Here is a 12,015-nt window from a genome sequence, read left to right as displayed (position 1 = left end):
CGGCGAGCATATGCTTGCGCTGATGATCCGCCATGGCATGAGCACGTCCTGCGTCTACCCGCTGGGAACCCGGCGCGCGTTCGAGTTGGCCGCCGAAGCCGGCTACGACGGTGTCGAGGTCATGGTCACCCAGGACCGCGTGACGCAGGACGCCAACGCGCTCCGCGCCCTCGCCGCCGAGACCGGGCTGGACATCCTCTCCATCCACGCGCCGGTCCTGACCCGGACCGCGTTCGTCTGGGGCCGTGACCATCGGGAGAAGCTCCGGCGCTCGGCGGAGCTCGCCGCCGCCGTCGGGGCGTCGACCGTGGTCGTGCACCCGCCGTTCCGCTGGCAGCGGCGCTACGCGCACGCCTTCGTCGACCTCGTCGCGGAGTTGACCGAGACGCACGGCCTCGAGCTGGCCGTCGAGAACATGGCGTGCTTCCAGAGCCGCGGGCTCCGCGTGCAGCCGTTCGCCTTCGGGTACGACCCGGCCCCACTCGCCTGCGCCGCCCTGACGCTCGACTTCTCCCACGCGGCCCTCGCGGGTGAGGACTCGCTCGAGATCGCGACCCGCTACGGCGACCGCCTCCGACACGTGCACCTGTGCGACGGGACCGCGCCGTCGCCGCGGGGTGCCTTCCTCGACGAGCACCTCCTCCCGGGCGCCGGTGAGCAGCCGGTCGCCGAGGTCCTCGAGCTGCTGCGCGCGGCGGACTGGTCGGGAAGCATCGTGGCGGAGGTGCACCTGCCCGCGACCGGCGGCGACACGCTCCGCCTCGCCCAGCTGCGGGCCTCACTGGCCTTCGCGAAGCGTGCGTTCGCTAGCACAGGCGAGAACCCGAAGGAAAGCCCGGATGCGGGGGGCCTCCCCTACCGGCTAGCGTGAAGACATGCGAAAATTCCTCTTCAACGGCAGCATGATCTCCACGGTCTTCGGCGGCATCTCCGCCCTCCAGGCGACCCGCCAGGGACCGCGGGACTGGAAGCTCGCCCTCCTCTGGGTGAGCTGGGGCATCTCGCTCGCCCTCGCGATCAGCTCGGTGCTCGAGGACAGCAAGCAGGCTGAGATCGGCCGCTGAGGTCGCGCCGGACGCGTTACCACGACCGCGCGGGAAACCCGAGAATTGGGGCGGTCATCCGCGTGTCTCCGCGTCGTTCCGCGCCTCGTGATCGACAATGAAGCCAGTCCAGCCTCACGGATGATCCGCTTTCGATGAAGGGCCCGCCATGTTCGGTCGCCGACGCCACGCAGCACCAGTCTCCGCATCGAAGCTGTCCGAGAAGCAGCTGTTCGACCTCGTCCACGCACGACTGGCGAGCGAACTCGGTGCCAACGGCGCCTGGGTGCTGTCGCGCCGCACCCCGAGCTCCGGCGACGAGATCTTCCACGAGGTCTACGCCCAGCAGCTCGCCCACGAGATCGCGACGGACATCGACCTCGAGCAGGCAGCGGTGACGGTCCGTGCCGAGGCCGCTCCGGCGCGTGGATGGCGCCTTTGGTCACGCGGTCAGGAGGAGTCCGCGGTCGACGCCGCCGACGAGGTCGGGTCCCTCGAGGTCACCGAGCCGCCCGTCGCCGAGGAACCCGCCGCCATCACCGAGACGGTCGACGCCCCGTCCGAGGCGCAGGCTGGTGACGACCACCCCGAGGCTGCGGCTGACGACACCGAGCCGACGCTCGTCGAGCGGACCCTCCTCGAGCCGCAGCACTACCCCATCACCGTCTGGGCCGAGCCCGAGTTCATCGACGCGAGCCTCGTCAACCCGGTGCCGGCGCGCCGCAGCTCGGTCGCCTGAGCAACGAAGCACGTCGACAACGGCCGTCCACTCCGGTGGGCGGCCGTTTCGTCGTACCGGACCCCTGAGCGGGCATGACGCCTCATCGAACCCGAATCGATGAGGCGTCACGGCGCTGGTGGGCACGAATGCCCGACCGTCGCTCTGCTCCGCACGGTGGGGTGACCACGCGGAGGCTTCCGTCGGCAGCGGCAGGACCCGATCCCGCCATGCTGCCGACCCTTCCAGGGTCTCATGCCTGAGCCCCACACCGGCCCGATGACGCGAATCGGACGGGAGCTGTCGCGAAACGCTACCGGAGCGCTTCGTCGAGCCGAATGCTCGAACACGAGCCCAACCGCAATGCAGAACGGCCCCGTCCGAAGACGAGGCCGTTGCCGGTGTGGTGCACCCCCCCGGACTTGAACCGGGAACCCACTGATTAAGAGTCAGTTGCTCTGCCAATTGAGCTAGAGGTGCGTGGTTTCGGAGTGTTCCGAACCGAGATATGACACTAGCACCCAACTGGCCCGGGTGCGAAATCGAGCCCGTCGGCGTGTCGCGGAGGCACGTCTCCTGCCTTTCGGGCGTCGTCCGATCAGGCCCGCGCGACCCTATCCTGGAGGGGTGACCGAACCCGTGACCGTCTCCCCCGCCGACCTCGATCTCGCGCTCCGGCTCGCCGACGCGGCCGACCGCATCGCCATGGGCCGCTTCGAGGCACGCGACCTCGACGTCTCCACCAAGCCGGACCGCTCGCACGTCACCGACGCCGACCTCGCCGTCGAACGCGCCATCCGCGGCATCCTCGAGACCGAGCGCCCGGACGACGGCGTGTTCGGCGAGGAGTACGGCGCGCAGGGCCCGACGGATCGACAGTGGATCATCGACCCGATCGACGGGACGGCGAACTTCCTCCGCGGCGTCTCGAACTGGGCGACACTCATCTCCCTCGCCGTCGACGGCGTCCCGGTCGTCGGCGTCGTCAGCGCACCCGCCATGCACGCTCGCTGGTGGGGCGCCATCGGACACGGCGCGTGGGGCGTCCGGTTCGGCGAGACCACCCCTCGCCGACTGTCCGTCTCGGGGGTCTCCGACCTCGCCGACGCGTCCTTCAGTTTCCAGAGCATCGCGCAGTGGGCCTCGGTCGGGCGGATCCCGCAGCTGCTGGCCCTGTGCGGCTCCCTGTGGCGCGATCGGGCCATCGGTGACATGTGGCCCTACATGCTGCTCGCCGAAGGCTCGATCGACGCCGTGGCCGAATTCGGCGTGCAGGAGTACGACCTGGGCGCCCACGTGCCGATCGTCCTCGAGGCCGGCGGTCGCTTCACGGACATCGACGGCATCGAGACCATCTCCACACGGAGCTCCCTCGCGACGAACGGGCGCCTGCACGACGCCTTCCTCGCCGAGCTGCCGCCAGTCGGCTGACATGAGCGCACGGCGCGGCGCAAGCCCGCCGACCGGGATCCGAGGGCGTCGTACGCTGGGCGGATGGTACGACTGAGGCGCAGCGACGTGAACGGCCAGGGCATCCGACGGGTTCGGTCCGGGCGCGGCTTCAGCTACCGGTTGCCGGACGGTTCGCTCCTCGACGATCAGGAGATCCGAGCCCGGATCGACGGTCTGGTGGTCCCTCCAGCCTGGAACGACGTCTGGATCACTCCTTATGCCAACGGGCACATCCAGGCGACCGGTATCGACGCGGCCGGTCGCCGGCAGTACCTGTACCACCCGTCGTGGCGCGAGCGTCAGGACCGGAGCAAGTTCGACCGCGCCCTGGCCCTCGCCGAGGCCCTCCCGGCCGCGCGAGGTCGGGTCACCCGGGACCTTCGGCTCGAGGGGTACCCGCTCGCACGGGTGTCGGCCGGCGCCTTCCGCATGCTCGACACGGGCTCCCTCCGCGTGGGCGGAGAGCAGTACGCGGAGGCGAACGGGAGTCACGGCCTGTCGACCCTCGAGGGCGCGCACGCTCGCGTGAGCGGCGACACCGTCGCACTGAAGTTCCCGGCGAAGAGCGGACAGCCCTGGGAGTCCGACATCGTCGACGCCGACCTGGCCTCACTCATCCGCTCCTTGAAGCGCCGCGGACCGCACGCCCGCCTCCTGGCCTGGAAGGACGGGAACCGGTGGCGGCACCTCCAGGCGAGCCAGATCAACGACTACGTCCGGGCACAGACGAACGGTGAATTCACCGCGAAGGACTTCCGGACCTTGCACGGCACCGTCGCGGCTGCGGAGAGCCTGGCGAAGACCGGACCCGTGCAGACCAAGACGGCACGCTCGAAGGCGCTCGCACAGGCCATGCGTGACGCCGCAGCGGTCCTCGGCAACACCCCGGCGATCGCGAAGTCCAGCTACGTCGACCCGCGGGTCGTCGATCGCTACACGCACGGCGAGACGATCCCACCGGACGGTCGCGGCTCACCGGAGACGGCGCTGCGCGTCCTGCTCGTGGGGACGGACGACCCGTCCTAGCCGTGATCCTGGTCGTGGGACTCGGCGCCCGCGTCGCGCGGCGCTCCGTTCCCCGCGAGGTACCCCTCGACCTCGGACTCCGGGATGAGCTGCAGCCCTCGGGGGGTGTGCGATGAATCCGAGAGGACCTCGAGCCACGCACGGTTGAGTTCCGGCGGGCGGCTCCCGAAGAAGCGGAACTGCAGCGGGATGCTCGGGGACAACCACAGCGAGCGTCGTCCGGAACCGTGCTCGGGATCGTTCGCCCAGCTGAGGAAGAAGCTCTCCTGTCGGCGCAGCTTCGCACCGATGACGGCCTTCAGGTGCGCGAGCGCGCGGTCTTCGATCTCGTACTCGTCGCCGGACCCGTAGATGAGCATTCCCATGGGGATATTGTGCCGCTATTCGGGCGTGTGGCCGGGATGTCGTTCCTCGCCGAGTTCTTCGCGTCCCGCGAGCTCGTCGCGGACGAGGACGGCCTCGTCGAAGTTGCCGCTGCGGTAGGCCGCCCGGGCGACCATGTGTGCGGAGATCGGCGCGGTGAGGCTCTGGAACACGATGATCGCGATCGCGATCGTGATGGTCCCGACCGTCGGGCTCGAGACGGCGACGTCCGCCATGATCGCGATGAGCCCGAGGATCTGCGGTTTGGTCGCCGCGTGCAGACGGGACAACACGTCGGGGAAGCGCAGCAGGCCGACACCGGCGGCGAAGCACATGATCGCCCCGACGAGCACGAGTGCCCCGGTGACGATGTCGCGGATCAGCTCGCCGGTCATGCGTCGTCCTGCTTCGACATGAACCGTGCGACGCTGACCGAGCCGACGATCGCGAACATCGCGAGCGCCAGGAGGACCGGCAGGCCGTCCGTGTGACGGTTGATCGCCATCTCGGCCCCGATCGCGCACATGACGGTGGCGACGAGCACGTCGGAGGCGATCACGCGGTCGAGCAGGCTCGGCCCGCGGATGATCCGGTAGACCGCCGCGAGGGCCGCGGCACCGAACAGCACGGAGACGATGATGATCACGACGAGCATCACTGCCCCCTTCCGATCGAGACGTGGTCATGGTCGTGGCGGAGGGCGTCCGCCTCGGCGCGGGAACCGATCGCGAGGATGAGCCGTCGCTCCGTCCCGAGGACCTCGGCGACGACCGCGTCGATGTCGGCGTCGTCGTGCACGTTGAGCGCGTGCAGGTAGAGCGTCGAGGCCGTGCGGTCGAGGTCGACCACGATCGAGCCCGGGACGATCGAGACCGCCTCGGCCGTCCAGCTCATGATGAGGTCGGAGGTCGTCCGCAGGCGGACCGCGATCACCGCGTTGCTGGACCAGAACCTCGGCTTGAGGACGAGCCACGCGATCTCCGCACTCGCCCGCACGATGTCGACGAGGAGCTTGCCCAGGAAGATCGCGGTCCGCCAGAGGTTGATGCGGCCGCTCAGCTCGACGGCCGGCAGGTAGAACAGGAACGACACCAGCAACGCGACCCCGAGGCCGGTCACGAGGGTGAGCAGGTCGAACATCCCCCAGAGGAGACACCAGAGCAGGATGAGTCCGGCCAGGAGGAGGGCCTGGCTGAACAGTGCGCGACGACGTGACGGTTGCATTACTTCAGGTGCTCCGTTCCGTCGGGGAAGACCGCGGTGATGTAGTTGTCCGGGTCCTCGATGTTCTCCGCCGCGCGCGTGGCCAGTCCGAAGAGCGGCCCCGCGAAGACCGTGAGGGCGAGGGTCAACGCGACCATGCCGGTCGTGGCACCGATCATCGGGCGCGAGATGGTCTTGGTGTCGACCGAGCCCGAGTCCTCGGGGCTCTCCGCGAGCTGGTCGAGCAACGGCGACGAGTATCCGGCGACCTCGTCCTTCCCGCGCCAGAAGCCCATGTTCCACACGCGTGCCAGGGCGTAGAGGGTCAGGAGCGAGGTGGCGGCTCCGGCGGCGATGAGGATGTACGACAGCGGGTCGCCCAGGGCGACACCCGCCTGGAACAGCCCGATCTTGCCGAGGAAGCCCGAGAACGGCGGGATGCCGCCGAGGTTCATCGCTCCGATGAAGAACAGCACACCGACGATCGGCGAGGCCTTCAGGATGCCGCCGAGTCGGGAGATGGAGGTCGTCCCACCGATCCGCTCGACGAGACCGGTGGTGAGGAACAGCGTGGTCTGGACGACGATGTGGTGGACGATGTAGTAGATCGTCGCGGCGGTTCCGGCGACCCCGCCGACGGCGATGCCGAAGATCATGTAGCCGATGTGGCTCACGAGCGTGAACGACAACAATCGTTTGATGTCGGCCTGGGCGACCGCGCCGAAGATGCCGATGAGCAGGGTCAGGAAGGCGATGACCATCAGCGGTGTCGCGAGCGGCACGTCCTTGAAGATGAGCGTGTCGGTCCGGATGATCGCGTACACACCCACCTTCGTCAGCAAGCCCGCGAACACCGCCGTGACCGGCGCCGGCGCGGTCGGGTAGGAGTCGGGAAGCCAGAACGAGAGCGGGAACACCGCAGCCTTCACCGCGAACCCGAGCAGGAGTGCGGCGCAGAGGATCGCCTGCACCTCCATCGGCAGGTCGCGCACGCGGTCCGCCACGAGGGCGATCGTCACCGTGCCCGTCGCGCCGTAGATGAGGGCGATCGCGGCGACGAAGAGCAGCGACGACATGAGGCTGATGACGATGTACGTGACGCCGGCGCGGATCCGCGCTCCGGTTCCGCCCAGGGTGAGGAGGACGTAGCTGGATGCGAGGAGCATCTCGAAGCCGACGTACATGTTGAAGAGGTCGCCCGCGACGAAGGCGTCGAACAGCCCGGCCGCTAGGACCAGGTAGGTCGGGTGGAAGATCGACACCGGCGTCTCGCGGTCGCCGTCGACGATGCCCTGACCGATGGCGAAGATGAGGACGCCCAGCAGCATCAGGGCCGCGACGAGCAGCATGATCGCCGACAGCCGGTCGACGACGAGCACGATGCCCCACGGCGGGGACCAGCCGCCGAGCTCGACGACGATCGTACCGCTCTGGTCGACGGCCGCGAGCAGGATCGCGCTGATCACGGTCACCGCGGTGAGCGCGATGACGCTGATCGCCACCTGCGTCTTGCGGCGGTTGCGGAACATGAGCGCGATCGCCGAGCCGATCAACGGGATCATGACCACGAGCGGGACGAGTGCGTTCATTCGCCTGCCCCCTTCCTGGTCGTCTTGCGATCGTCGCCGTGCTCGTTGCTCTCGTCGAGGACCCGTTGGATGGCCTCGTCGTCCAGGTCGACCTGGTTGAAGACCGCCTCCGTCGCCGCCTCGGTGTCGTCGGCGTGCTCGTCGCTGAGGGTGTCACCCTCGTCGCCGAGCTGCGCCAACCACCAGGTCCGGTAGATGAGCGCCAGGATGAAGGCGGTCACGCCGAAGTTGATGACGATGGCCGTGAGCATGAGCACCTGCGGCACCGGGTCGACCATGCGTTCGTCGGAGGCGGTGCCCGTGACGAGCGGTGCGGTGCCGCTCGGGCCGCTCATGATCAGGATGAGCAGGTTCGTCGCGTTACCGACGAGCACGAACCCGATGAGGAACCTGGTGAGGCTCCGCTCGAGCATGACGTACACCCCGGTGCCGTACATGACGGCCATCAGGACGACGAGGGTCAGTGAGGCGCTCATTGCTCGACCTCACTCGCCGAGAACTCGTCCGTACTCTGCTCGTCGATGTCGGCTTCCTCCTGTTGACGGTCGACTTCGGCCCCGAGACTGCGCAGGATGTCGAGTGCCAGTCCGACGACGACGAGGTAGACGCCGATGTCGAAGATGCTGGACGTGCCGAACGAGAGATGCCCGAGGATCGGGACGTCGGCGGAGAAGTACGCGGACTGGAGCGCCTCGCCGCCGAAGAACAGGGAACCGACGGCCGTCCCCACCGCGAGCAGCAGCCCGACGCCGAGCACCTTGCCCGCGTCGATCGGCACGGCTTCGCCGAGCTCGTAGCGTCCGCCGGCGAGATACCGCATCACGAGCGCGAGGCCGGCGAGCAGACCACCGGCGAAGCCGCCGCCCGGCTCGTTGTGGCCGACGAAGAGGAGGAAGACGGAGACGACGATCGCCGGGTGGAAGAGGAGCCGCACGAGGACCTCGAGGAGGATCGAACGGTTCGCCTCGGCGATCGCCCGGCCACCGATGAGCCATGAGTGCCGCCCCACCGCGTCGCGAGGCGCCTCCATCTCGCTGTCCGCGAGGTGGGGGTCCGACACGACCTGGGATCGGAGGCCAGGGATCCGTCGACGACGCGCACCGCTGAGGCGCGGGACCTCGGCACCCCGCTGTGAGACGAAGAGCAGGCTCGCGATACCGGTGGCCACCACGACGAGCACGGAGATCTCGCCCATGGTGTCCCAGGCCCGGATGTCCACGAGCATGACGTTCACGATGTTCTTGCCGTGGCCCTCCTCGACAGCGAGCCGTGGCAGCTCGGTCGCGATGCTCTCGGCCTGCCGCGCGCCCAGGGCGATGACCCCGATGAGCCCCATGACCAGGCCGGTCAGCGTCCCGATGACGACCCGACGGACGCGGTGGACCGGGGCGTTGCGCTGCGCGATCTTGGCCGGCAGTCGGCGGAGCACGAGGACGAACACCACGATCGTGATCGTCTCGACGAGGGCCTGGGTGAGCGCGAGATCGGGAGCACCGTGCAGGGCGAACAGTGCGACGAGCCCGAAGCCGGTGACGCCGACGAGCAGCACGGCGGCCATGCGCTGCTTCGCCCGGGCGGCCGCGATCGCCGCGGTCGCCATGATGAATGCGATGGCCACCTGGGCGGGATAGTCCCACAGTCGGATCTCGCTCGGCCAGGCGCGCCCGAGGAGGGCGATCGTGCCGAGGGTGAGGACGAAGACCACGAGGATGGTGGACAGGTACTGGACGAGCCCGCCGCGCTGGGCGAACAGGGTGACCTTCGCGGAGAGCCGGTCGATGCCCTGGGTCGCCGCCCAGTACCCCTTCGAGGAGTCGACGAGGGGTGGCAGGCGGTCCTGCAGACGAGCGACCGGGAGCCTCCAGCGGAAGATCAGCAGACCGAGCAGCACCACGACGGCCGAGATGCCGAGCGCCGGCTCGAGGCCGTGCCAGAGCGCGAGGTGGTAGTCGCCCTCCCCCACGGAGTCCGCGTAGGGCGCGAGCACCGTGTCGATGGGCTTCGTCGCGAAGCCGAGAGCGATGGTCGCGACGGCGAGGATGCCCGGCGCGATCATGATCGTTCCGGATTCGGCATGCAGTTCGGTCGGCGCGGCGCCGCGCCGGTCTCCGAAGGCGCCCCAGAGGAACCGGGCGCTGTACGCGACGGTCAGCACGGAACCGACGGCCGTCCCGATGATCGCGACCCAACCCCACACGTCGCCCTCGAGCGCGCCCTCCAGCAGTGAGGTGAAGACGGCCTCCTTCGCGACGAACCCGAAGAGCGGTGGGATGCCGGCCATCGACGCGACCGCGATCGCCGCGATGACGGCGAGCACCGGCGTCTGACGCCCGAGACCGGACAGGTGCCTCCAGTCACGCGTCCCAGCGCGGTGGTCGATGATGCCGACGACGAGGAAGAGCGCCGCCTTGTAGATGGCGTGGGCGAGCAGGAGCGCGACGGCGGCCAGGGCCGAATCACGGGTGCCGTACCCCGAGATGACCATGAGGAATCCGAGTTGGCTCACCGTTCCGTAAGCCAGGACCAGCTTGAGATCGTACTGACGCAGCGACCGCCAGGCACCGGCGACCATGGTGAGGACGCCCAGGCCGACGAGCATCGCGTCCCAACCCGGGGTGTCGGCGTAGCCGGGAGCGAGTCTCGCGACGAGGTAGATCCCGGCCTTCACCATGGCCGCAGCGTGCAGGTATGCGCTCACGGGCGTCGGTGCGGCCATCGCGGCGGGCAGCCAGAAGTGGAACGGCACGAGCGCGGATTTCGAGATCGCCCCGACGAGGATGAGGAGGATGGCGACGGTGGTCGCGGGGCCGGTCAGACCCTGCTCGACGATCGAGGCGAGCGAGGTGCTCTGCGCCTGCACGGAGATCATGATGACGCCCACGAGCATGACGAGCCCGCCGAAGGTCGTCACCAGGAGCGCCTGGAGCGCGGCACCGCGACTCTCCTTGCGATCGGTGTAGTGCCCGATGAGCAGGTAGGAGAGCACACTCGTGATCTCCCAGAACATGAACATGACGATGATGTCGTCGGCGGTCACGAGGCCGAACATCGTGCCGGCGAAGGCGAACAGGAGCGCGGCGAAGCGGCCGAGGCCGGGCTCGGTCGACGAGAAGTAGCGGCCGCAGTAGAGCAATACGAGGGCACCGACGCCGGTGACGACGAGGGACAGCAGCCAGGCGAGCGTGTCCATCCGGAACGAGAGCGCGATGCTCAGTTGCGGGATCCACTCGATCGTCTCGACGACCGTGCCGCCGGCCGTGACCGTTCCGGTCTGGAAGAGCGTCCAGACGAATGCCGCCGCGGGCATACACGCGATGACGTAGAAGACCTTCGTCGACAGCACTCGAGTGAGTGCGGGCGTGGCGACGGCGATCGCAGCAAAAACAAGCAGGATTGTCGCCATGCAGGTCTCCCGGGTGGTGGCGGCCTCTGGACTCCCAGGTTAGCAGCCCGTCGGTGCCCCTCCGACCCCAGGAACGACGACAGGCCCCCGCCGAAGCGGGGGCCTGTCGTCGACTCGGCAGCGTGTGACAACGTCCGGAGTGGAGATGGGGGGAATTGAACCCCCGTCCACTGCTGTGATTCTGCGCCTTCTACGGGCGTATCCCTTAATGCGTTCTACTCGGCCCCGACCATTGACAAGGGCATCTTGGTCGACGGGCCCAGCCGAAGAAAAGTCCCGGATGACGTCGCGGCTCCGTCATCCAGCAAGTCCCCTAGATGACGCCAGGATCCGAGACGGGGACACGCTCGGTCTGACGGACTATCGGGCTCGCTTAAGCAGCGAGGGCGAAGTCAGTGCGCTTAGAGTTGGCACTTGTTGTTTTGCAGAGATCGTTAACGAGATAACCCTGCATCCTCGACCCGCTTCTCGCAGTTTCGCAGGCAATGTCGAAACCGATCATCCCCATGGACTCAGCGCCTCGGAGAACGAGGCGAAGAGGGTCGTTGTCACACGCTGTCGAGTTGTCAATCCACCGCGAGCGGTGGACGAGCACCTTGCGGTGCAGCTTTCAAGTGTACCGCGCCGGGGTGGCGCCTGTCACCTATTCGCCGAGCCGGTTCCTGGTGGCCATCGCACGCGCGGCCTCACGGGTGTCCTGCTTCTCGCGCAGGGCATGCCGCTTGTCGTATTCCTTCTTACCCTTCGCCACGGCGATCTCCACCTTGGCCTTGCCGTCCTTGAAGTAGATCTTCAACGGCACGAGGGTGAACCCACCGGGGGCGATCTTGTGGGCGATCTTGTCGATCTGCTCGCGGTGCAGCAGCAGTTTGCGCTTGCGCCGCGGCGGGTGGTTCGTCCACGTGCCCTGGCCGTACTCGGGGATGTGCACCGCGTCGAGCCACGCCTCCCGGCGGTCGATGAAGGCGTACCCGTCGACGAGCGACGCCCGCCCGGCTCGCAGCGACTTCACCTCGGTACCCGTCAAGACCATGCCGGCCTCGTAGGTGTCCTCGATCGTGTAGTCGTGGCGGGCCTTGCGGTTCGTGGCCACGACGTTCTCGCCCCGTTCCCTCGGCACGGTGTACTCCTGACGTTCTGGTTCGGATCCATCGGAACGGACCGGCCGCGATCGCGGCAGCCTGTCAGTCTAACGCAGAGCGAGCGGTGCGGTGGCCG

13 protein-coding genes, 1 tRNA gene and 1 other RNA gene are annotated in these 12,015 nt (G+C 68.4%); 5 read left to right on the top strand and 10 right to left on the bottom strand.

Annotated features, from left to right (window positions below; genetic code table 11):
* Positions 1 to 37: 37 nt before the first annotated feature.
* The 3 genes from RWN05_RS10320 to RWN05_RS10310 all read left to right on the top strand — a co-directional run bounded on the left by RWN05_RS10320 (position 38) and on the right by RWN05_RS10310 (position 1,782).
* Entirely contained in the window at positions 38 to 871 is an 834-nt protein-coding gene (locus RWN05_RS10320; RefSeq protein WP_314139442.1) for a sugar phosphate isomerase/epimerase family protein, read from the top strand.
* A 4-nt stretch (positions 872 to 875) separates the two neighbouring features.
* The gene (locus tag RWN05_RS10315; RefSeq protein WP_071260933.1) at positions 876 to 1,064 is read left to right on the top strand and encodes a hypothetical protein; all 189 of its coding nucleotides are present in this window, start codon (positions 876 to 878) and stop codon (positions 1,062 to 1,064) included.
* Positions 1,065 to 1,212: 148 nt separating this feature from the next.
* A complete protein-coding gene (locus tag RWN05_RS10310; RefSeq protein WP_079002191.1) occupies positions 1,213 to 1,782 on the top strand; it encodes a hypothetical protein in 570 nt (189 codons plus the stop codon).
* Between the two features lie 383 nt (positions 1,783 to 2,165).
* Here the strand turns inward: RWN05_RS10310 and RWN05_RS10305 are convergent.
* A tRNA-Lys gene (locus RWN05_RS10305) sits at positions 2,166 to 2,241 on the bottom strand.
* A 147-nt stretch (positions 2,242 to 2,388) separates the two neighbouring features.
* Here RWN05_RS10305 and RWN05_RS10300 point away from each other — a divergent pair.
* Positions 2,389 to 3,192, top strand: a complete 804-nt coding sequence (locus tag RWN05_RS10300; protein WP_314139441.1) for an inositol monophosphatase family protein — start codon at positions 2,389 to 2,391, stop codon at positions 3,190 to 3,192.
* A gap of 63 nt (positions 3,193 to 3,255) precedes the next feature.
* Positions 3,256 to 4,239, top strand: a complete 984-nt coding sequence (locus RWN05_RS10295; RefSeq protein WP_121290131.1) for a DNA topoisomerase IB — start codon at positions 3,256 to 3,258, stop codon at positions 4,237 to 4,239.
* Here RWN05_RS10295 and RWN05_RS10290 read toward each other — a convergent pair.
* The 9 genes from RWN05_RS10290 to smpB all read right to left on the bottom strand — a co-directional run bounded on the left by RWN05_RS10290 (position 4,236) and on the right by smpB (position 11,917).
* Positions 4,236 to 4,604, bottom strand: coding sequence for a hypothetical protein (locus tag RWN05_RS10290; RefSeq protein WP_079002189.1), 369 nt, complete (start codon positions 4,602 to 4,604; stop codon positions 4,236 to 4,238). The genes RWN05_RS10295 and RWN05_RS10290 overlap by 4 nt on opposite strands.
* 15 nt (positions 4,605 to 4,619) lie before the next feature.
* Entirely contained in the window at positions 4,620 to 4,997 is a 378-nt protein-coding gene (mnhG, locus tag RWN05_RS10285; RefSeq protein WP_064296238.1) for a monovalent cation/H(+) antiporter subunit G, read from the bottom strand.
* Positions 4,994 to 5,257 carry a monovalent cation/H+ antiporter complex subunit F gene (locus RWN05_RS10280; RefSeq protein ID WP_064296237.1) on the bottom strand — a complete coding sequence of 88 codons (264 nt, stop codon included), beginning with the start codon at positions 5,255 to 5,257 and terminating at the stop codon, positions 4,994 to 4,996. The genes mnhG and RWN05_RS10280 overlap by 4 nt, the downstream gene beginning before the upstream one ends.
* Positions 5,257 to 5,826, bottom strand: a complete 570-nt coding sequence (locus tag RWN05_RS10275; RefSeq protein WP_314139440.1) for a Na+/H+ antiporter subunit E — start codon at positions 5,824 to 5,826, stop codon at positions 5,257 to 5,259. The genes RWN05_RS10280 and RWN05_RS10275 overlap by 1 nt, the downstream gene beginning before the upstream one ends.
* A complete protein-coding gene (locus tag RWN05_RS10270) occupies positions 5,826 to 7,394 on the bottom strand; it encodes a Na+/H+ antiporter subunit D (protein ID WP_079002188.1) in 1,569 nt (522 codons plus the stop codon). Before RWN05_RS10270 ends, RWN05_RS10275 begins: the two co-directional genes overlap by 1 nt.
* A complete protein-coding gene (locus tag RWN05_RS10265) occupies positions 7,391 to 7,870 on the bottom strand; it encodes a sodium:proton antiporter (protein ID WP_064296234.1) in 480 nt (159 codons plus the stop codon). The genes RWN05_RS10270 and RWN05_RS10265 overlap by 4 nt, the downstream gene beginning before the upstream one ends.
* A complete protein-coding gene (locus RWN05_RS10260; protein WP_314139439.1) occupies positions 7,867 to 10,797 on the bottom strand; it encodes a Na+/H+ antiporter subunit A in 2,931 nt (976 codons plus the stop codon). The genes RWN05_RS10265 and RWN05_RS10260 overlap by 4 nt, the downstream gene beginning before the upstream one ends.
* Positions 10,798 to 10,934: 137 nt before the next feature.
* Positions 10,935 to 11,303, bottom strand: a transfer-messenger RNA (tmRNA) gene (gene ssrA / locus RWN05_RS10255).
* A 137-nt stretch (positions 11,304 to 11,440) separates the two neighbouring features.
* Positions 11,441 to 11,917, bottom strand: a complete 477-nt coding sequence (gene smpB / locus RWN05_RS10250) for an SsrA-binding protein SmpB (protein WP_056007115.1) — start codon at positions 11,915 to 11,917, stop codon at positions 11,441 to 11,443.
* Positions 11,918 to 12,015: the final 98 nt, after the last annotated feature.

The organism is uncultured Plantibacter sp., assembly GCF_963518075.1.
Classification (GTDB): Bacteria; Actinomycetota; Actinomycetes; order Actinomycetales; family Microbacteriaceae; genus Plantibacter; species Plantibacter flavus_A.
The sequence above is the reverse complement of the archived record's forward strand: the minus strand, read 5'-3'. Positions and strand labels throughout refer to the sequence as shown.

Excerpts from the sequence above, each read along its gene's own strand:
- RWN05_RS10290 (WP_079002189.1), bottom strand. The coding sequence starts at position 4,604 with ATGGGAATGCTCATCTACGGGTCCGGCGACGAGTACGAGATCGAAGAC.
- RWN05_RS10280 (WP_064296237.1), bottom strand. The coding sequence starts at position 5,257 with ATGCTCGTCGTGATCATCATCGTCTCCGTGCTGTTCGGTGCCGCGGCC.
- RWN05_RS10265 (WP_064296234.1), bottom strand. The coding sequence starts at position 7,870 with ATGAGCGCCTCACTGACCCTCGTCGTCCTGATGGCCGTCATGTACGGC.
- RWN05_RS10260 (WP_314139439.1), bottom strand. The coding sequence starts at position 10,797 with ATGGCGACAATCCTGCTTGTTTTTGCTGCGATCGCCGTCGCCACGCCC.
- RWN05_RS10310 (WP_079002191.1), top strand. The coding sequence starts at position 1,213 with ATGTTCGGTCGCCGACGCCACGCAGCACCAGTCTCCGCATCGAAGCTG.
- RWN05_RS10295 (WP_121290131.1), top strand. The coding sequence starts at position 3,256 with ATGGTACGACTGAGGCGCAGCGACGTGAACGGCCAGGGCATCCGACGG.
- mnhG (WP_064296238.1), bottom strand. The coding sequence starts at position 4,997 with ATGACCGGCGAGCTGATCCGCGACATCGTCACCGGGGCACTCGTGCTC.
- RWN05_RS10270 (WP_079002188.1), bottom strand. The coding sequence starts at position 7,394 with ATGAACGCACTCGTCCCGCTCGTGGTCATGATCCCGTTGATCGGCTCG.
- RWN05_RS10315 (WP_071260933.1), top strand. The coding sequence starts at position 876 with ATGCGAAAATTCCTCTTCAACGGCAGCATGATCTCCACGGTCTTCGGC.
- RWN05_RS10275 (WP_314139440.1), bottom strand. The coding sequence starts at position 5,826 with ATGCAACCGTCACGTCGTCGCGCACTGTTCAGCCAGGCCCTCCTCCTG.
- RWN05_RS10320 (WP_314139442.1), top strand. The coding sequence starts at position 38 with ATGAGCACGTCCTGCGTCTACCCGCTGGGAACCCGGCGCGCGTTCGAG.